Genomic DNA, 19,466 nt, shown 5'->3' on the forward strand with positions numbered 1-19,466 from the left:
TCAGGTCTCCAGGTTCTTGCCGATCATCCGCATCAGGAAGATCGCAACGATATTGGCCAAGATCACAGCGACGATGCCGCCAGCCGCCCCGCCGCCCACATCAAATTGCAGCAGCGACTGGACATAAACGAGATAGGTCAGCGTGGTCGAGGCATTGCCGGGCCCGCCATTGGTGGTCACGAGGATCTCGGCAAAGGTCGAGAGCAGGAAGATCGTCTGGATCAGGATCACCACGGTTGCCGCGCGCGACAGGTGGGGGACCATGATATAGATGAAGCGCGAGAAGATACTGGCGCCATCCATTTCGGCGGCCTCAAGCTGCTCGCTATCCAGCGATTGCAACGCGGTCAGCAAGATCAGCGTCGCGAAAGGCAGCCATTGCCACGCCACGATCAGGGTGATCGATAGTAACGGCGCTTGAGCAAGGAAATCATAGGCGGGAAAGCCGAAGAAATTCGCGATATAGGCGAAAATTCCGCTCACCGGATTGAAGAAGAAGTTCTTCCACACCAGCGCCGACACGGTGGGCATCACGAAGAACGGTGCAATCACCAGCACCCGCACGATACCCTGCCCAAAGATCGCCTGATCCAGCAGCAGCGCCAAAAGCATCCCGCCGATGATGGTGATCAGCAACACGCCACCCACAAGGAACAGCGTGTTCCACAGGGCGGTGAAGAACGCGGGATCGGTCAGGAAATACTGGTAATTCTGAAAGCCGACAAAACCGGTTTGGTCGGGCATCAGAAGGTTATAGCGCTGGAACGAGAACCATAGCGTCATACCCAGCGGTACAGCCATCCACAAAAACAACAGGATGACGGAGGGCGATATCATCAGACGCGCGGCAGCGCGTGAGGCGTGCGTGGACATGGGTCCGGCTCCGGCTATGAAAGAAGGGGAAGGGGCGGCCCGACAAACAGGCCGCCCCGAAAGAGGAAACCGTTACTTGATGTAGCCGGCTTTCTTCATCTCACGTTCGGTCAGGCTTTGCGCGCTGGCAAGCGCCTGCTCGGTGGTCATCTGACCCGCAAGGGCGGCCGAGAACTGCTGGCCCACGGCCGTCGCAATGGCCTGAAACTCGGGGATCGCGACAAATTGCACGCCGGTATAAGGCACATCCATTACCGAAGGGTGCGTCGGATCGGCCGCGTTGATCGACTCGAGCGTCATCTGCGCGAACGGGGCCGCTTTCAGATACTCGGGGTTCTCATACAGCGAGGTCCGCGTTCCCGGAGGCACGTTTGCCCAACCTTCTTTGGCCGCAACCAGTTCGGTGTAGTGCTTGGAGGTTGCCCATTCGACGAAGGTCTTGGCCGCCGCCTCGTTCTTGGTGCCTGCCGGAATGCCCAGCGTCCAGGCCCAAAGCCAGTTCGCGCGCTTGTCGATACCCTCTTTATTGGGGGCCAGCGCAAACCCGACTTTATCGGCAACGGTCGAGTCCTTGGGGTTGGTCACGAAAGAGGCCGCAACGGTCGCGTCCATCCACATGCCGCATTTGCCCTGCTGGAACAGCGCGAGGTTTTCGTTGAAGCCGTTGCTCGACGCGCCCGGAGGGCCGTATTTGGTCATCAGGTCAAGATAGGTGGTGAGCGTCTCGTTCCACGGTGCGGTGTCGAACTGGGGCTGCCAATCCATGTTGAACCATGAACCGCCCATCGAGTTGTCCATTGCCGACAGGAACGCCATGTTCTCGCCCCAGCCAGCTTTGCCGCGCAGACAGATGCCGTAGATGCCATTGTCCTTGTCGGTCATGGCCTCGGCGGCTTTGGTGATGTCGGCCCAGGTCGGCTTGTCGGGCATTGTCAGCCCGGCCTTTTCCATCAGGTCCTTGCGATACATCACAAACGAGCTTTCGCCATAGAAGGGCGCAGCATACAGATTGCCATCCACCGTCAGACCCGAACGGATCGCGGGCAGAAGATCATCCACGTCATAGTCCGCGGGCATGTCATTGAGCGGCACCAGCCAGCCCTGCTTGCCCCAGATCGGAACCTCGTAGGTGCCGATCGTGAGCACGTCGAACTGACCGCCCTTGGTGGCAATATCGGTGGTCACTTTCTGGCGCAGGATGTTTTCCTCAAGCGTCACCCACTCGACCTTGATGTCGGGGTGCATTTTGTAGAAATCATCCATGTAGCTTTGCATACGGACCATGTCGCCGTTGTTCACAGTAGCAACGGTAATGGTGGTCTCGGCTGCTGCCGTCGTGGCAAGCGCACCAAGAGCGCAGGCGCCAAGAAGCGCCCGGATCGAAACTGTCATGCTATCCTCCCAGATATCTTGAGCAGATGCCCAAGCGGTGAGAAAATACTCATTCATGTGCGTCATTCTGTCAATCATGAATTTTTGATCACCACGGAGTGAGAAAAAATTACACGCTTAGCGTGTTGAAACGCCTAGGTTTCCTGCGTGAGGCTGCGTGCCGTTTCCTCATCTGTGACCAGCCCGTTAAGCAGTTTTCCCGTCAAAGCGCCGCGAATCGCGGCCACTTTCGTGATGCCGGCGGCGATCCCAATTACGGGTTCTGCGCGTTTTGCGGCCATGCGATAATTGCCGATCCGCTCCATCACCGGAGTGTGCACAAGCTGCCCTTGCGCGTCATAAACCGAGCCTACCAGTTCGCCCACTGCCCCGGCCCGTTGCAGCTCGCGCAGCTCTGCCAGCGTGATGAACCCGTCTTTGTAAAGCGGCGCGTCATCGCCCATCTGCCCGACCCCGAGAAAAGTTACATCGGCCGATTGCGCCAGCTTCTGCACGGCTTGCACTGGCTTGAGCCGGTCAAACATCGCGCGCTCTTCGGCGGTTTCAGAAATCACCGGCACCATCATCGGGTAATGGGGTAAGCGCAGCTTGTCGGCCATGCGCATTATCACATCGTAGAAACTGGCCGAGCCATCGGGGGCGATATTGCCGATCAGCGAGACGATCTTGTGGGCGTTGGCGGGGGGCTGCATCACCTCCTCGACCATCGCGCTCAGCGAGCGCCCGGTGCCAAACGCCAGCACTTGGGGTTCGGGGCGCGCAAGGATACGTTCCAAAACGGTCGCGGCCAAAGGCGCTGTGGCGCGCGCGGCATCCCCGCCTTCACCTAGCGAGGGCGCAACCCGCACCGTTTGCAGATCAAAGCGGCGGCGCAGCGCAGCCTCAAGTTCCAGACAGGCGCTGATCTTGTGCGCGATGCGCACCCGCACCAGCCCTTCGGACACTGCGCGACTGACCAGACGTTGCGCGCGCTGACGCGAAACGCCCAGCTCTGCGGCGATCTGATCTTGCGTCATGCCGCCCACATAATACAGCCAACCCGCGCGGGCGGCCTCATCCTCGCGGGTGGCGTCGATCTCATTTAGCCGGTTCATTTTGACGTCCTCATTGCGGGATCAAGATGGAAGAAATCCGCGAAAGAGGCAAATTCTTGTGTTGGCGTGGCATCGACAGGGCGCGCAAGCGGGCGATTTTTCAGATGGCTCGCGCCGGTAAACCGCCACACCGTCATGCCCGCCGCCAGCCCCGCGCGAATGCCCGTCAGGCTGTCTTCGATCACCAAGCAACGCGCGGGCTCAACGCCCATCTGGCGCGCGGCGTGCAAGAACAGATCGGGCGCGGGCTTGCCCAGTGCGACCTCGCTTGCGGTGAAAATCCGCCCGCGCGCGCGCTCGGCCAGCCCGACAATCTCAAGCGAGCGATTGACGCGCGGCGGGCTGGAGGAGGTCGCGACGCACCACGGCACGGCGATCTGATCAAGCACCGCGCGCACGCCCGGCATCTCCCGTAGATCGGTTTCAAAGGCCGCGAGTAGCCGGGCGCGGTAGCGCGCTTCGAAATCATCTGGCAGATCAAGGCCAAATTCGAGACGAATCTGTTTCATTACCGTCGGGTAGGAGCGGCCCAGAAAATGGCGCGCGACATACTCGAGATCAATCGAGACGCCCAAGCCCGATAGCTCTGCAATCAGCATATTTGCCGATATAATCTCGGAATCGATCAGCACGCCGTCACAGTCAAAGATGCACAAATCGAACATTTTAGCCCTTGCGAAGGGCCGGTAGACCGATGCCAGTAGCACCAAAACCACCATCCACCGCCAAAAGCTGTCCGGTGATGTAGCTGGCCTTATCCGAGGCGAGAAAGGCGATGGCCTGCGCAATTTCGCGTTCCGATCCATAGCGATTGAGCGGGATCGCGTCGTGATAGGCGTCGATGATGTCTTGGCTATGCACCGCCATCGCAAGCTTGGTGCGCACCGGACCCGGCGCAACCGTATTGGCGCGAATGCCCAACTCGCCGAGTTCCACCGCCTGCTGCTCGCTGAGCGCAATCACCGCCGCCTTGGACGTGCCATAAGCCACCCGCAGCGTCGAGGCGCGTAGACCCGAGATCGAGGCGATATTCACGATCGCGCCTTTGGCCTTGGCCAACAGCGGGGTAAGCGCCTGACTGACAAGAAACATCCCGTCGAGATTGCTGTCCATCACACGCCGCCACATCGCGAAATCGGTCTCATGGATCGGGCCGAACTCGGCCACGCCCGCATTGTTGACCAGCGCCTTCAGCCCGTATTGCGCGATCCTGCCGACTTCCTCGGCCATTATAGTGACTTGGTCGGGATCGGAAATATCGCACAAGATCGGATGCACGCCGTTCAAGGCTGCGCTCGCCTCCTCCAATGCAGGCGCGTCGCGATCCAGCATCACAACCTGCCAGCCCATTTCCAGAAACAATTTGGTCGTGGCTAGGCCAATGCCGCGCGCCGCCCCCGTTACCAATGCTACGTCGATCATGCGTCCCTCCCTCAAGTTTGCGCGGACGCTATCGCGGGGCGGGGCGGGGCGCCAGATCAAATGGAACAACCGGCGCAAATGAAAAAGGGCGCCCCGCAAGGCGCCCTTTCCCAAAGTTCCAAGCGGGAACGGCTGATTACATCATGCCGCCCATGCCGCCCATGCCACCCATGTCGGGTGCGCCGCCTTGGCCTTTCGGCTCGGGCTTTTCGGCGATCATGGCTTCGGTGGTGATCAGCAGGCCAGCGATCGAGGACGCATCCTCAAGCGCGGTGCGCGTCACTTTGGCCGGATCGATCACGCCGAACTTGAACATGTCGCCATATTCTTCGGTCTGCGCGTTGAAGCCAAAGTTCAGGTCATCGCTTTCGCGAACCTTGCCAGCCACGACGGCGCCGTCGACGCCAGCGTTGTCAGCGATCTGACGCAGCGGAGCTTCCAGAGCGCGACGCACGATGGCGATACCCGCTTCTTGGTCGCTGTTGGCACCTGCGAGATCGTGCAGGATCTTGGCGGCCTGAACCAGCGACACGCCACCACCCACAACGATGCCTTCTTGAACGGCAGCGCGGGTTGCGTTGAGCGCGTCATCGACGCGATCTTTACGCTCTTTGACTTCGGTTTCGGTCATGCCGCCAACGCGGATGACAGCCACACCACCGGCGAGTTTGGCCACACGCTCTTGCAGCTTCTCACGGTCGTAATCCGAGGTGGTTTCCTCGATCTGGGTGCGGATCTGAGCGACGCGTGCGTCGATCTCGGCCTTGTCACCAGCGCCGTCCACGATGGTCGTGGTCTCTTTGGTGATCGTGACCTTCTTCGCGGTGCCCAGCATGTCCATGCCGACGTTTTCAAGCTTCATGCCAAGGTCTTCCGAGATCACTTGACCACCGGTCAGGATCGCGATGTCTTGCAGCATCGACTTGCGACGATCACCGAAGCCCGGAGCCTTGACGGCTGCGATTTTCAGGCCGCCACGCAGCTTATTCACGACGAGGGTCGCAAGCGCTTCGCCTTCAACGTCTTCGGCAATGATCAGCAGCGGCTTGTTGGACTGGATCACTTGTTCCAGCAGCGGCACCATCGGCTGGAGCGAGCTAAGTTTTTTCTCGTGCAACAGGATCAGGCAGTCTTCCAGATCCGCAACCATTTTGTCGGGATTGGTGACGAAGTAGGGCGACAGGTAGCCACGGTCGAATTGCATGCCTTCGACGACTTCAACTTCGGTCTCCATGCCTTTGTTTTCTTCGACGGTGATCACACCCTCGTTGCCAACTTTTTGCATAGCGTCGGCGATGAAACGACCGATGACTTCTTCGCCATTGGCTGAGATCGTGCCGACTTGGGCTACTTCGTCCTGGTCTTTGACCGGGCGCGACGCGGCTTTGATGGCTTCAACCACTTTTGTCGTTGCCAGATCGATACCGCGCTTGAGGTCCATCGGGTTCATGCCCGCGGCCACGGCCTTGAGGCCTTCTTTGATGATGGCTTGTGCCAGCACGGTTGCGGTGGTGGTGCCGTCGCCGGCCTCATCATTGGTGCGCGAGGCCACTTCTTTGACCATCTGTGCGCCCATGTTTTCGAACTTGTCGCTCAGTTCGATTTCACGGGCAACCGTCACACCGTCTTTGGTGATGCGCGGCGCGCCGAAGCTTTTTTCGATAACCACGTTGCGACCCTTGGGGCCCAGCGTAACTTTCACCGCATCTGCGAGAACGTTGACGCCCTTGAGCATCCGGTCGCGTGCGTCGGTGGAGAATTTGACGTCCTTGGCTGCCATGTCTTTTGGCTCCTTGACTGAGAATTTCGTTGGAAATCAGGGGTATCTGCGAAAGGCTAGGCCTTACGAGATGATGCCCATGATGTCGCTTTCTTTCATGATGAGCATTTCTTGCCCATCAAGCGTGACCTCGGTGCCCGACCATTTGCCGAACAGGATACGGTCGCCCGCTTTGACGCTCGGCGCGATCAGCTCGCCCGAATCTTTGCGTGCGCCTTCGCCCACCGCGACGATTTCGCCTTCAGCCGGTTTTTCTTTGGCGCTATCAGGGATGATCAAACCACCCTTGGTTTTCTCTTCGCCTTCGACGCGTTTGACCAGCACACGGTCATGCAGCGGTTTAAATGCCATCTGGCTCACTCCCTAAGGTTCCAGGTTCAAAAGTTTTAGCACTCTGTCATGTCGAGTGCCAACGATGGCGGAGTTAGTCACTGCCCCCCCATCCTGTCAACACCCGACGAGTGAAAAAAATCGTGCGACTCGCGAAGTCGTTTGCCACTTTGCGCGCGCGCCGCCGCGTGGCACTGTGCGCGCATGATGATCATGCGCCCCCTGCGCCAGTTTCTGGCCCCCGTCTTGATGCCCATGCTTTGGGTGGCCCTTGCCTTGCCCGCCAGCGCGCAATGCACCGGAAGCGATATTTTCGACGCGATGCCAAAGGCTGAGCAGGCCCGACTCGAGGCCGCAGCCCATGCCGTGCCCTTTGCGCAAGGTCTGGTTTTTTCCGCGACTAAAGGTGATCAGACGATAACTCTGGCGGGCACCTATCATCTGCCCGACGCGCGCCACACGCAGTTGGTTGCGCACGTGCAAGACGCGTTGAAACAGGCCAGCGTGCTATTGGTCGAGGCGGGGCCCGACGAAGAAGCGCGGTTGCAAACGGCGATGATAGCCGATCCGACACTGATGTTTTCCAAGGGCAAAACGCTGCCCGAACTGCTTTCGCCTGCCGATTGGGAGATGACGAAGACCGCACTGGCCGCCCATGGCATGCCCGCCTTTCTGGCGGCCAAGATGCGCCCGGCCTTTGTTGCCATGACGCTGTCGCTGCCGCCCTGCGCGGTCAAGGATATGGGGGCAGGGGGCAAGGGGCTGGATAAGGTTCTGATGCAGGCCGCCCAGACCGACAAGGTCGCAATTCGCGCGCTGGAACCTTGGGATACCGTGTTCACGCTGTTCAACTCGATTAGCGAAAAGGATTCGCTAGAGATGCTGCGGGCGGCAGTAGTGGGCGCGCCTTTGGCCGATGATATGGGCGTAACGATGGCGGATCTGTATTTCCGCGGCGAGCCGCGCATCATCTGGGAATTGGCGCGCGAGCAGGCGATTGCGGGGGGCATGTCGCCTGCTGAGGTCGAACGACAAATGAAGCTGTCCGAAGACCTGCTGATGGTGGCGCGCAACCACAATTGGTTGCCCGAGATCAAGGCTGCCGCCGCCAAAGGCCCGGTCGTGGTTGCTGTCGGTGCGTTGCATTTGTCGGGCGATCAGGGCTTGCTTTATTTGCTGCAACAAGACGGCTACACGATCACACGCCTTGATTGAGCCGGACGGCGCGCAGGGCAGGTGACAAAGCAGTGATGCGGCCCTATAAAGCGCGCAAAATCACGCCCAATCCCAAGGATTCTTTCATGAGCACCAAAGTTTTCGGCCACAAAGCCCCCGACACTGATTCCACTGGCTCGCCTATCGCTTGGGCGTGGTATCTCTCCGAGGTCAAAGGCATCCCCGCGACCCCGTGTCTGCTGGGCGAACCCAATACCGAAGCCGCGTTCATGATTTCGCATTGGGGTCTCGATAAGCCTGAAATCATCTCGGATGTGGCTGAGGGCGAAAAAGTGGTGATCGTGGACACTAACAACCCCGCCGAACTGCCCGCAGGCATTAACGGCGCGGAGATCGTTCAAATCATTGACCACCACAAGCTGGCCGGCGGGCTGGAAACCAAGGGCCCGATCGACATCACAATGCGCCCGCTCGCCTGCACCGCGACGATCATGTATGACCTGATGGGCGACGATATCGCCAAGGCCCCCAAGGGCATCAAAGGCGCGATGCTGAGCTGCATCATCTCGGACACGCTGGAATTTCGCTCGCCCACCACGACCGATCACGACCGTGCGGTTTGCGAAGCGTTGGCGAAGGATCTGGGCGTCGAGATCGGCGATCTGGCGGCCAAGATGTTTGAGGCGAAATCGGATGTGTCGGAATTCTCCGATGCTGAATTGCTGCGCATGGATTCCAAGGAATATGCCGTCGAGGGCACCAAGTTCCGCGTCTCGGTGCTGGAAACCACTGCGCCGAAAATGGTGCTGGATCGCAAGGACAGCCTGATGGCGTCGATGGCCGATGTTGCGCGCGAAGATGGCGTCGATCAGGTGCTGCTGTTTGTGGTGGACATCCTCAACGAAGAGGCGACCTTCCTGATCCCCAATGATCTGGTGAAAACCGTCGCCGAGAAAAGCTTCGGCGCGACCGTCTCGGGCGATATGGTTGTTCTGCCCGGCGTGATGAGCCGCAAAAAGCAGATCATCCCGTCGCTCAAGCTGTAAGCCAGCACCAAAGCTGAAAGACGGAAGGGGGTGGGCATGGCTCTCCCCCTTTCACTTTGTCCTGACCGCCCGTCGCGCCCATCGGATCTTTGCCTTAACGCGCGCGCATGTCATAAGCAGACACATGAGGTCCGGGCACCGCCCCGGCATTGCACCGCTTGAAAAGGCCGCCCATGACCCAGATCTTCCAATCGCTCGCCGAGATTTCCAAACCCTATGACGCACTGTTTTGCGATCTTTGGGGCTGCTTGCACAATGGCGTGGCCCCGTTTCCCGAGGCAGTCGCCGCCCTTCAAGGCTTTCGTGCGCAAGGCGGCAAGGTTGTGCTACTGACCAACGCGCCCCGCCCGGCGCGTTTCGTGATCGAATCGCTGGATCGGATGGGGTGTCCGAAAGACGCCTATGATCTGGTCGTTTCCTCGGGCGATGCGGCGCAGGATGCGATGTTTGCGGGCGCTGTCGGGCGTAAAGTCTGGCATCTGGGGCCAAGCAAGGATGACGGGTTCTTCACCGAGATTCCCAAGGAATGGCAGGGTCAGGCCGATATCGAGCGCGTCGATTTCGATGACGCCGAGGGGATCGTGTGCACCGGTCCGTTTGATGAGATCAATGAGGTGCCCGAGGATTACCGCGCCAAGTTTCTTTTGGCGAAAATGCGCGACCTGCCAATGCTTTGCGCCAATCCCGATGTCGTCGTCGATATGGGCGATCAGCGGATTTACTGCGCCGGTGCGCTGGCGGTTCTGTATGAGGATATGGGCGGTGAGGCGATGTATTTCGGCAAACCGCACCCGCCGATCTATGACATGGCGCGGCGCAAGCTGGCAGCGATTGGCGGGGTCGAGGACAGCCGTATTCTGGCGGTCGGGGATGGCATCAACACCGATGTGCCCGGCGCTGCGGGCGAGGGAATCGACTGTCTGTTCGTGACGGGTGGTCTGGCGCACGATCAGTTTGGCAAGGATCAGAAGAACCCTGATCCCGAGCTTGTGCGGGCATGGCTGGGCGCGCGTCAAACCGATCCGCGCTATACGATTGGCACCTTACGCTGAAATTTTACACGGTAACTTTGTTGCGCGTTTGATCCGCTTCCGGTAAATAAGTTGCGCGGACGTCTTGCGTGCGCACCGCTGCATGTGCTATGCCGCAGTGCAACATAACTTCAGGCTGGGACCGATGGATATGCTCGACAATATGCCCCGCGGCACGATCTGTATCGAAGATCTCGAAATCGGAATGCTGCGCTATCTGCGCAAGGAAATCACTAACCGCGATATCGAGCTGTTCGCCGAGGTCTCGACTGATCACAACCCCGTCCATCTGGATGACGCCTATGCGCAAGACACTATTTTCGAGGGTCGCATCGCGCATGGGATGCTGACGGCGGGGCTGATTTCTGCGGTCATTGGTGAGCAGCTTCCGGGCCACGGCACGGTTTATTTGGGCCAGTCGCTGAAGTTCATGGCCCCGGTGCGCCCGGGCGATGTGGTTTACGCCGAGGTCAAAGTCACCGCGATTGATCATAGTCGTCGTCGTGTCACGCTTGAAACCCACTGCGCGGTGGGCGATACGGTGGTGCTGAAAGGCGAGGCGCTGGTTCTGGCACCCTCGCGCAAGTTCGACTGATCCGGCCCCACGCCGGAAGGCGGGGTGATGGAACGCTACTCAGACTGGAAATCGCTGCCGAAATCGGCTCGGGGAGCCTCGGTTGCGATGGGAAATTTCGACGGTCTCCATCTTGGCCACCAATCGGTGATTGATCAGGCACGCGGTCGCGCAGCCCCGTTGGGCGTGATCAGTTTTGAACCCCATCCGCGTGAGTTTTTCGCCGCCCGCGCGGGTAAAACGGTTGCGCCGTTTCGCTTGATGAACCCCGAGGCGCGGGCCAATCGGCTGGCCAAGCTGGGCGTTGACTATCTTTATGAACTGCCCTTCAACGCCGAATTGGCCGATCAAACTGCCGATGCGTTCGCCCGTGACGTTCTGGCGCAGGGCTTGGGCGTAACCCATGTCGCCGTGGGCACGGATTTCCGCTTTGGTAAGGGGCGTGAAGGCGATGCGGCGATGCTACGCGATCTGGGGCAGCGTTACGGGTTTGAGGTGACCATCGCGCCCTTGTTGCATGTCGATGGGGTTGAGGCCTCTTCCACCGCGATTCGCGCTGCGTTAACCGAGGGACACCCGCAAGAGGCCGCTGCGATGCTGGGCCATTTCCACCGCATCGAAGGCGCGGTTCTGCACGGCGAAAAACGCGGGCGTGAGTTGGGCTATCCGACAGCGAATATGGCGGTCGCGGGGCTGCATCTGCCCAAGCTTGGGGTGTATGCGGTCAAGCTTGATGTGCTCAGCGGGCCGCATCAGGGCAGTTATCGCGGCGCGGCCAGCCTTGGCGTGCGCCCGATGTTTGGCGAGAATACCCCAAATATTGAAACCTATATCTTTGATTTCAAAGGGGACATTTACGGCGAGCATGTCTCGGTTGCCCTTGTCGACTATCTGCGCCCCGAGATAAAATTTGACAGCCTTGAGGCGCTGGTGACGCAGATGGCGCTTGATTGTGACCAGGCGCGGGCTGTGCTTTAGGCGGCTGTCACGCGCGCTCAAATTTATTCACGAACTTGGGAACCGGTGCGCGCGCGTGCGCGTTGGGGCCCGGTCAATAGGAGGACGCATTATGACCCATTCCACCGCACGCCCCCGCAATTGGGCGCGCAATTTGCTGGGCGCCGTGGCGCTTGTTTTCGCAGCCAGCCCCAGCTTTGCCGAATTCGTGCAGGTGCCAGCCACTGGCTCAGTCGCTGAGGTGGCAGATCGCCTTGAGGCGGCTGCGCAAAAGGCGGGGGCCACCGTGTTCGCCCGTATCGATCACGCCAGCGGCGCGGCGGCTGTGGATATGGAACTGCCCGATGCGACGCTCGTGATCTTTGGCAACCCGATGCTGGGCACGCCCCCGATGCAGCAAGATATCCGTGCCGGCGTCGTGCTGCCGCTGCGTGTTCTCGTGGCGGATGAGGATGGCAAGACCATGCTGATCTATCAAAGCGTCGATGCGATGTTTGCGGGCACCGATGTCGATACCAACTCCGAATTCGCCAAGAAAATGACGGGCGCTTTGGATAAATTGACGGCGGCTGCGGCCAAAGAATAACTGCTTTGGCAGAGTTTAAGCGATCCCTATGAGGGGGCGCACAGAGGCGTGTTCATCGCGCCGCTGCGTGCCCCCTTTCCATTTGCGCGCATTTCGGTCAGGTTCCGCGCCATGAACAAACTGCGCCCCCAATTTTGGACGAAACCGCTTAAATCGCTCAATCCTGCCGAATGGGAGGCGCTGTGCGATGGCTGCGGAAAATGCTGTCTCAACAAGCTGGAATATGAGGATACGGGCGAGCTGGTTTTCACCCGCGTTGCCTGTCGATTGCTGGATGGCGAGACCTGCCGCTGCACGCAATATGATATCCGCCACCAATTCGTGCCCGAATGCGTGACGCTGAAACCCGCCAGCATCGCCGATATCGCCTATTGGATGCCCAAGACTTGCGCCTATCGGTTACGATTTGAGGGCAAGGCATTGGAAAGCTGGCACTATCTGATCTCTGGGTCCTATGAAACCGTGCACGAGGCGGGTCAGTCCGTGCGGGGATGGACGGTGCCGGAATTTGAAATTCCCGAAGAGGAATGGGACGAATACACGATTGAGGATCTGTCATGAATTTTGCCTCCGACAACACCGCTGGCGCGCATCCCGATGTGATTGCAGCGCTCGGCGCGGCCAATGCCGGCCATATGCCCTCATACGGGGCCGATCTGCTGAGCGATGGCGTGCAGACCCGCATCCGCGAGATTTTCGAGGCACCCGAGGCGCGTGTCTATCTGGTGGCGACGGGCACGGCGGCCAATGCGCTGTCCTGCGCGGTGTTGACCCAGCCTTGGGGCGCGATTTTCTGCCACCGCAACGCCCATATCGAGGAAGACGAATGCGGCGCGCCGGAATTTTACACGGACGGCTCCAAGCTGGTGCTGGTCGATGGGGCGGATGCCAAAATGGACCCGACGGGGCTTGAGCGCGCGATTTCCCATACCGGGCGGGGCGGTATCCATAACGTGCAGCGCGGGATGGTGTCGATCACCAACGCGACCGAGGCGGGCGCGGTCTATTCCCCTGCCGAGGTGTCTGCACTTAGCGAGATCGCCAAGCGCTTTCATCTGCCGGTGCATATGGATGGCGCGCGGTTCGCCAATGCGCTGGTCGCGGCGGGTTGTTCGCCTGCTGAGATGACGTGGAAGGCAGGCGTCGATGTGCTGTCTTTCGGGGGTACCAAAAACGGCTGTATGGGCGTTGAGGCGGTGGTGATCTTTGATCCCAAACGCGCTTGGGAATTTGAGTTGCGGCGCAAGCGCGGCGGGCATTTGTTTTCCAAGCACCGCTTTCTGGCCGCCCAGATGCAGGCCTATCTGGCCGATGATCTGTGGCTTGATCTTGCGCGCCATGCCAATGACATGGCGGCCAAGCTGTCGACGGGTATTCAGGCCATTCCCGGCGCGAAACTGGTGCATCCGACTCAGGCCAATGCGGTTTTCGCGGCCTTCCCGCGCGGGGCGCATAAGCGCGCACAGGGGGCGGGGGCCTACTACTATCTCTGGCCCTTCGATCAATCGCTGGAGGGTGATGAAAGCGTCGCCTTGGCCGCGCGATTGGTGTGCAGTTGGGCCACTACGCCCGAGGAAATCGACGCTTTCCTGTCCCATCTACGCTAAGACGCCGCGCTAAACATGATTTATAGAAAACGCGCCGCAGATTGTCTCTGCGGCGCGTTTCAACTTGTCAGGGCAGGGTGATCAGGCCTTGATCAGCCCCATGCTTTCGAGCTTGAGGATCACCTGATGGGCGCAGTGATCGACGTCCACGTCCTTGGTGTCCACGACCAGCTCGGCGTTGGTGGGCGCCTCGTAGGGGTCTGAAATGCCGGTGAATTCCTTGATCTTACCTTCGCGCGCCAGCTTATACAGCCCCTTGCGATCGCGCTTTTCACATTCTTCCAGAGAGGTCGCGACATGGATTTCCACGAAGGCTCCGAACGCCTCAATCATCTCGCGCACGGTGCGGCGCGTCGCGGTATAGGGCGCGATCGGCGCACAGATTGCGATGCCGCCATTCTTGGTGATTTCGCTGGCGACATAGCCGATACGTTCGATGTTGAGGTCGCGGTGTTCTTTGGAAAAACCCAACTCGCTCGACAGGTGTTTGCGCACCACATCGCCATCCAGCAACGTGACCGGACGCCCGCCCATCTCCATCAACTTGACCATCAGAGCGTTGGCGATGGTGGATTTGCCAGACCCCGACAGGCCAGTGAAAAACACCGTAAAGCCTTGGCTGGCGCGCGGGGGTGAGGTGCGCCGCAACTCGGCCACGACCTCGGGGAAGGAGAACCATTCGGGGATTTCCAAACCCTCGCGCAGACGGCGACGCAGCTCGGTGCCCGAAATGTTGAGGATGGTGACATTGTCACGATCTTCGATCTCGTCATTGGGCTCGTATTGCGCGCGTTCCTGCACATAGACCATGTGTTTGAAATCGACCATCTCGATGCCGATATCGTCCTGATTTGCGCGGAACAGATCTTGCGCATCATAGGGGCCGTAGAAATCCTCGCCCGCCGAGTTCTTGCCCGGACCCGCGTGGTCACGCCCCACGATGATATGCGTGCAGCCGTGGTTCTTGCGGATCAGGCCGTGCCAGACCGCCTCACGCGGGCCAGCCATGCGCATCGCAAGATTGAGCAGGCTCATCGTGGTGGTCGATTGCGGGTATTTGTCCAGCACCGCCTCGTAGCAGCGCACGCGGGTGAAGTGATCGACATCGCCGGGCTTGGTCATGCCCACGACGGGGTGGATCAGCAGGTTGGCTTGCGCCTCTTTGGCGGCGCGGAAGGTCAGTTCCTGATGCGCGCGGTGCAGCGGATTGCGGGTCTGGAACGCCACGACCTTGCGCCAGCCCATCTTGCGGAAATAGGCGCGCAATTCGTTTGGCGTGTCGCGACGACCTTTGAAATCGTAATGCACGGGGGGCTGGATGCCGGTGATCGGGCCACCCAGATACACCGCGCCGGCCTGATTGTGCAGGTAGTTCACCGCCGGGTGGGCCAGATCATCTGCGCCAAAGACCTTTTCGGCCTCATGCGATTTGTTGGGCACCCACTTGTCGGTGATCGACAGGATCGCAAGGATAACGCCCTCTTGGTCGCGCAGGGCAATGTCCTGACCTTCCTCAACGCCGTCGGCGAACTTTTCCGAGACATCAAGGTTGATCGGCATCGGCCAAAGCGAGCCGTCGCTCAGGCGCATCTTATCGACGACGCCGTTGTAATCTTCTTCGCTCATGAAGCCTTTAAGCGGATTGAACCCGCCATTCATCAGCAGTTCCAGATCACAAATCTGACGCGCGGTCAGATCCCAGCTCGGCAGGTTACCGGCCTCGACTTTCAGCTTCTGCGCCGACTCATATGAAACGTAGAGTTCCGGGATCGGGGCGTGAATGGGCGTCTGGCTCATAATATGACTTGTCCTGCTGCTAGAGATGCGGTCTGGATTGAAATCCATGCCCGCGCGGCTTAGCCCCGATGGGATCGCCATTTCAAGCAAAACTGTGCCCATTCAGCAGTGTTTTTAAGCCAATTCACGCGTTTCGGTGCAACTTTGCCGATTTCGAAGACTATCGCGGCGGTAGAGTGCGGAAGGCGAATTTTACGGCTGGATGTTGTATTGCGGGTGCCAGTCCTGCGCAGGGCCGGTTTGGGTTACGGTGTGCGGTGTAACGTCGAACATCACCAGATGGCTCAGATCGGGGCGCGAGCGTGACGAATAGAGCAGGGCTTGCGCACCCAGTCGCCGCGCGGCGTCCGAAATTTCCCATGTGGGGGCTGGGAGACCTTGGGCGCGCGCGTCCTGCCAGACGACCGAGTGCCGCGCATCGCCGCGCGCATCCATCACCCGTTCCAGATCAATCGTCAGCGGCACAATCACGCGGGGCGGATCATTGGCGCGCACATAGCGGCGCAGCGCCACGCCTGCGCCGTCGGCACTGAGCGAGGCATAAAGCGCCAACTGAGCGTCATAATGAAACCGGCCCTCGGGGTGATGGGCCGGTTTCAAGGCGTTTTGCGCGTGCTTGGCTGACAGGATCCGCCAAGCCGGGCCACGAAATGGGATCACTCAGATTCGCCCTGCTCGGCCAGCCATTTTTCCGCGTCCAGTGCCGCCATGCAGCCCATTCCGGCGCTGGTCACGGCTTGGCGATAGGTGTGATCGGTTAGATCGCCCGCCGCAAACACGCCCTCAACCGAGGTGCGCGTCGAGCCGGGGTCGACCCAGACATAGCCGCCCGAATGCAGTTTGAGCTGATCGGTGACGAGTTCCGAGGACGGAGCATGCCCGATTGCCACGAAAAACCCGTCACAAGGCACGGTTTTTTCCGCGCCATCCACGGTGGATTTCACCCGAACGCCGGTCACGCCCAACGGATTTTCATCGCCCAGAACCTCCTCGACGGCGTGGTTCCACAGCAGTTCGACCTTGGGGTTCTTGAACAACCGGTCTTGCAGGATTTTTTCCGAGCGCAGGGTATCGCGGCGGTGGATCAACGTCACCTTTGAGGCGAAATTGGTCAGGAACAGCGCCTCTTCGACCGCCGTGTTGCCGCCGCCGACCACGACAACCTCTTTGCCGCGATAGAAGAACCCGTCACAGGTCGCACAGGCTGACACGCCAAAGCCCTTGAACTTCTCTTCCGAAGGAAGATCCAGCCATTTCGCCTGCGCCCCGGTGGCGAGGATGACCGCTGCAGCCTCGTAAACGGTGCCCGAATCGCTTTGGGCGATGAAGGGGCGCTTGGACAGATCCAGATCGGTGATGATATCGGTGATCACCTCGGCGCCCATCGCTTTGGCGTGGGCTTCCATCTTCACCATCAGATCAGGGCCTTGGATTTCGGTCTCGCCGGGCCAGTTTTCAACCTCGGTGGTGATGGTCAACTGCCCGCCGGGCTGAATCCCCTGCACCAGCACCGGTTCCAGCATCGCGCGCGATGCATAAACTGCCGCCGTATAGCCCGCAGGCCCCGAGCCGATGATCAGAACCTTGGTTTTTTTCGTCTCGCCCATCCCGGCCTCCTTCAAATTTGCTGATTGGATATAGATCGCCAGCGACGCGACGAAAAGCCCTACCTTGTGTGACGAATTGCCCTTGCTCTTAGCGCCGCGAAATTTTATTGCGCATGTTCTCCCTCGCGGGTAAGTTCCGCAACAAGCGACGAAGGATTGTTTCAAAATGTCCACCACCCGGCTCGACGAAATCGACCGCAAGATTCTGGCCGAGCTGCAGGGCGATGGTCGCATGACCAATGTGGAACTGGCCAGGCGCGTCGGGATTTCCGCGCCGCCCTGTCTGCGTCGGGTGCGCACGCTGGAAGAGGCGGGCTATATTCAGGGCTACCATGCCGATGTGAATCCGCGCGAGTTGGGCTTTGAGGTGCAGGTCTTTGCGATGGTGCGGCTGCAAAGCCAGGCCGAGGCCGATCTGTCAGCTTTCGAGGGGCGCTGCCGCGACTGGCCACTTGTGCGCGAATGCCACATGCTAAATGGCGAGATAGATTTCGTGCTGAAATGCGTCGCCCCTGATCTATCAAGCTTTCAAAGCTTTCTGACCGGCCAATTGACCGCTGCCGACAACGTGGCCAGCGTCAAGACCAGCCTCGTAATCCGCTGCGCCAAAGATGAACCCGGCGTGCCGTTCGACGTGCTTGAAGAACGGTTGGCAAAACGCGCCTGAGCGGCCATCAATCACCTGATCTTGTGCAGCTTTTTCAAAACAAGGCGTGGATCGGCCAGCGCACGTTGCAGCTTTAATCTGGTGTCGCCAACGCGTCCGAGCGAATTGTAGGGATAACGTAACAGTTCGGGCCAGAGCCGTTCGATAACCGCATCCGCCATGCCCTGATCGCGCTTCATGCGGGCGGGCAGGGACAGCATTAGCTCGACCGCGGCGTAGTTGAATAACGGCGCGTGACGCACCAGCGTCGGATCCGAGCAGAACTGCACGCCATACCAACAGCCACAGCGCAGATCGATATAGGCGAGATCGAGAATATCGAGCGCGCTCATCGCGGGCAGGTCTTCCAGCCAAGTTGTAAGAACGGCCTCGATTTCGGGGGATTTGGGCAGCCCGAAGCGACGCATCAGCAGTTCGGGCGTGACAGCCATGTCGGGCGTATCGCCCTTGCGCCACAGGAAGGCGCGTGCCACCTCGCCCCCCAATCCGCCAAGGAACACATGGCTATCTGCGATCGGCCAGACGCTGGGATGATAGAGCGCGTTGCTATCGCCATTGCAATGCCCGCCTCGGCGCAGGAATCGCGCATGTTGCATGGGATCGGCATTCACGCGGGGCAGTTCGCGATGGCTCAGGCCTAGCTCGCGGGTGATCTTCTTGGCCAGCACCGTATCGGTCTGATGGCGGTCACGCCCGGTGATGGTGACGCAGTCGAGCCGGTCGATGAAGGGGCGCGCGCAGGCCAGCATCATACGCGTCTCGCGCCCACCCGTCAGCGCCAAAGCGACCTTGCGCGGCCCGGTTACAAGTGCCTCTATCTGGGCTTGAACATTGGCAATAAGCGCGTCGATTGCGGCTTTGGGATTTTGCGCAACTTCCGGCGCATGGTGCGGCCAAGCGCGTTTGCTGCGCCAAGTCTCAAGATCAAGATAATGGCCCGGCAACACCCGGCTTAGCCCGCGATGCGCGGTCGGCCCGCCGGGAAACCAGCCCTCGCCGTTGACACCCAATTGGTCATGCAGCGCGCTGTCAAAGCGATCGTCATAATCTTGCGCGTTCAAAATTGCATCCGCCGTCGAACCCGCGATCTGCTTTTCGCGATCAAAGACGCAGGGCACTTGCGCAGAGCTGTCGGTATAGATCCGGCGCGCGCTTGCATGATCAAGCAGAAACAGAAAACGCCCGCCAAGCCCGTGCAGCACATTCCAAGCAAGCCCATCTGGATCGTTCGGACAGTCGGCGCCAAGCTGCCAGTGATCTCCGATCAGGGCGCGTGCCCCCAAGTCAATGCCAAAACCCAACAGCCAGCCAACCACCTGCCCGCGATGATCGCGCAGCTCGGTGCAGGGCAGATCGGGACCAATTTCCAGCTGTGCCCGCAAAGGGCCCGGCGCAGGCCGTGGCGCCAGCCGGAATTGCCAGCGATCCAAGGCGGGAAGTTCAAGGGTCATGATGTGTTACAATCAAAAATTTCTCACTATTATTTGAGTCTTAGCACGGTTTTAGTATTGCGCCAGCGTTTTGCGC

The 19,466-nt window shown here is 59.8% G+C and carries 20 protein-coding genes; 9 read left to right on the forward strand and 11 right to left on the reverse strand.

Translation table 11 applies throughout. The features are described from left to right. The 7 genes from ACN0SD_RS04310 to groES all read right to left on the reverse strand — a co-directional run bounded on the left by ACN0SD_RS04310 (position 1) and on the right by groES (position 6,912). Positions 1 to 873, reverse strand: a complete 873-nt coding sequence (locus tag ACN0SD_RS04310; protein WP_417806989.1) for a carbohydrate ABC transporter permease — start codon at positions 871 to 873, stop codon at positions 1 to 3. 72 nt (positions 874 to 945) lie between these two features. Continuing rightward, positions 946 to 2,265, reverse strand: a complete 1,320-nt coding sequence (locus ACN0SD_RS04315; protein WP_417806990.1) for an ABC transporter substrate-binding protein — start codon at positions 2,263 to 2,265, stop codon at positions 946 to 948. A 134-nt stretch (positions 2,266 to 2,399) separates the two neighbouring features. Next, positions 2,400 to 3,359: a sugar-binding transcriptional regulator gene (locus tag ACN0SD_RS04320; RefSeq protein WP_417806991.1), complete on the reverse strand. Its 960-nt coding sequence runs from the start codon at positions 3,357 to 3,359 to the stop codon at positions 2,400 to 2,402. Then, entirely contained in the window at positions 3,356 to 4,024 is a 669-nt protein-coding gene (locus tag ACN0SD_RS04325) for an HAD family hydrolase (RefSeq protein ID WP_417806992.1), read from the reverse strand. Before ACN0SD_RS04325 ends, ACN0SD_RS04320 begins: the two co-directional genes overlap by 4 nt. Before the next feature lies 1 nt (position 4,025). Continuing rightward, positions 4,026 to 4,781 (reverse strand): SDR family NAD(P)-dependent oxidoreductase, encoded by a 756-nt coding sequence (locus ACN0SD_RS04330; protein WP_417806993.1) that lies wholly within the window; start codon positions 4,779 to 4,781, stop codon positions 4,026 to 4,028. A 136-nt stretch (positions 4,782 to 4,917) separates the two neighbouring features. Beyond that, positions 4,918 to 6,561 (reverse strand): chaperonin GroEL, encoded by a 1,644-nt coding sequence (gene groL / locus ACN0SD_RS04335; protein ID WP_417806994.1) that lies wholly within the window; start codon positions 6,559 to 6,561, stop codon positions 4,918 to 4,920. A gap of 63 nt (positions 6,562 to 6,624) precedes the next feature. Continuing rightward, entirely contained in the window at positions 6,625 to 6,912 is a 288-nt protein-coding gene (gene groES, locus ACN0SD_RS04340) for a co-chaperone GroES (RefSeq protein ID WP_417806995.1), read from the reverse strand. Between the two features lie 186 nt (positions 6,913 to 7,098). Here groES and ACN0SD_RS04345 point away from each other — a divergent pair, with 186 nt between their 5' ends. The 8 genes from ACN0SD_RS04345 (at position 7,099) to ACN0SD_RS04380 (ending at position 13,868) form a co-directional block, all read left to right on the forward strand. Next, positions 7,099 to 8,106 (forward strand): TraB/GumN family protein, encoded by a 1,008-nt coding sequence (locus tag ACN0SD_RS04345; protein ID WP_417806996.1) that lies wholly within the window; start codon positions 7,099 to 7,101, stop codon positions 8,104 to 8,106. 86 nt (positions 8,107 to 8,192) lie between these two features. Continuing rightward, positions 8,193 to 9,113 carry a manganese-dependent inorganic pyrophosphatase gene (locus ACN0SD_RS04350; protein WP_417806997.1) on the forward strand — a complete coding sequence of 307 codons (921 nt, stop codon included), beginning with the start codon at positions 8,193 to 8,195 and terminating at the stop codon, positions 9,111 to 9,113. Between the two features lie 173 nt (positions 9,114 to 9,286). Continuing rightward, positions 9,287 to 10,165, forward strand: a complete 879-nt coding sequence (locus ACN0SD_RS04355) for a TIGR01459 family HAD-type hydrolase (RefSeq protein WP_417806998.1) — start codon at positions 9,287 to 9,289, stop codon at positions 10,163 to 10,165. 130 nt (positions 10,166 to 10,295) lie between these two features. Beyond that, entirely contained in the window at positions 10,296 to 10,739 is a 444-nt protein-coding gene (locus tag ACN0SD_RS04360; protein WP_417807191.1) for a MaoC family dehydratase, read from the forward strand. Between the two features lie 27 nt (positions 10,740 to 10,766). Continuing rightward, positions 10,767 to 11,696 (forward strand): bifunctional riboflavin kinase/FAD synthetase, encoded by a 930-nt coding sequence (locus tag ACN0SD_RS04365; RefSeq protein WP_417806999.1) that lies wholly within the window; start codon positions 10,767 to 10,769, stop codon positions 11,694 to 11,696. 91 nt (positions 11,697 to 11,787) lie between these two features. After that, entirely contained in the window at positions 11,788 to 12,261 is a 474-nt protein-coding gene (locus ACN0SD_RS04370) for a DUF302 domain-containing protein (RefSeq protein ID WP_417807000.1), read from the forward strand. A gap of 111 nt (positions 12,262 to 12,372) precedes the next feature. After that, positions 12,373 to 12,822, forward strand: a complete 450-nt coding sequence (locus ACN0SD_RS04375) for a YcgN family cysteine cluster protein (protein WP_417807001.1) — start codon at positions 12,373 to 12,375, stop codon at positions 12,820 to 12,822. Continuing rightward, positions 12,819 to 13,868 carry a threonine aldolase family protein gene (locus ACN0SD_RS04380; protein ID WP_417807002.1) on the forward strand — a complete coding sequence of 350 codons (1,050 nt, stop codon included), beginning with the start codon at positions 12,819 to 12,821 and terminating at the stop codon, positions 13,866 to 13,868. Before ACN0SD_RS04375 ends, ACN0SD_RS04380 begins: the two co-directional genes overlap by 4 nt. An 81-nt stretch (positions 13,869 to 13,949) precedes the next feature. Here ACN0SD_RS04380 and ACN0SD_RS04385 read toward each other — a convergent pair whose 3' ends face one another. The 3 genes from ACN0SD_RS04385 to trxB form a co-directional block, all read right to left on the reverse strand. Next, a complete protein-coding gene (locus ACN0SD_RS04385; RefSeq protein WP_417807003.1) occupies positions 13,950 to 15,665 on the reverse strand; it encodes a bifunctional sulfate adenylyltransferase/adenylylsulfate kinase in 1,716 nt (571 codons plus the stop codon). A 192-nt stretch (positions 15,666 to 15,857) separates the two neighbouring features. After that, positions 15,858 to 16,325, reverse strand: a complete 468-nt coding sequence (locus ACN0SD_RS04390) for an RES family NAD+ phosphorylase (protein WP_417807004.1) — start codon at positions 16,323 to 16,325, stop codon at positions 15,858 to 15,860. Then, complete coding sequence (trxB, locus tag ACN0SD_RS04395) at positions 16,322 to 17,272, reverse strand: thioredoxin-disulfide reductase (protein WP_417807005.1); 951 nt, start codon at positions 17,270 to 17,272, stop codon at positions 16,322 to 16,324. Before trxB ends, ACN0SD_RS04390 begins: the two co-directional genes overlap by 4 nt. A 166-nt stretch (positions 17,273 to 17,438) precedes the next feature. Between trxB and ACN0SD_RS04400 the strand changes: the two genes are divergently transcribed. Continuing rightward, a complete protein-coding gene (locus tag ACN0SD_RS04400) occupies positions 17,439 to 17,939 on the forward strand; it encodes an Lrp/AsnC family transcriptional regulator (RefSeq protein ID WP_417807006.1) in 501 nt (166 codons plus the stop codon). Positions 17,940 to 17,950: 11 nt separating this feature from the next. On the opposite strand, the gene ACN0SD_RS04405 is transcribed toward ACN0SD_RS04400, so the two are convergent. Then, positions 17,951 to 19,390 (reverse strand): hypothetical protein, encoded by a 1,440-nt coding sequence (locus ACN0SD_RS04405; protein WP_417807007.1) that lies wholly within the window; start codon positions 19,388 to 19,390, stop codon positions 17,951 to 17,953. Positions 19,391 to 19,466: the final 76 nt, after the last annotated feature.

Origin of the sequence: Thioclava sp. (assembly GCF_048263065.1) — a bacterium.
GTDB lineage: Bacteria > Pseudomonadota > Alphaproteobacteria > Rhodobacterales > Rhodobacteraceae > Thioclava.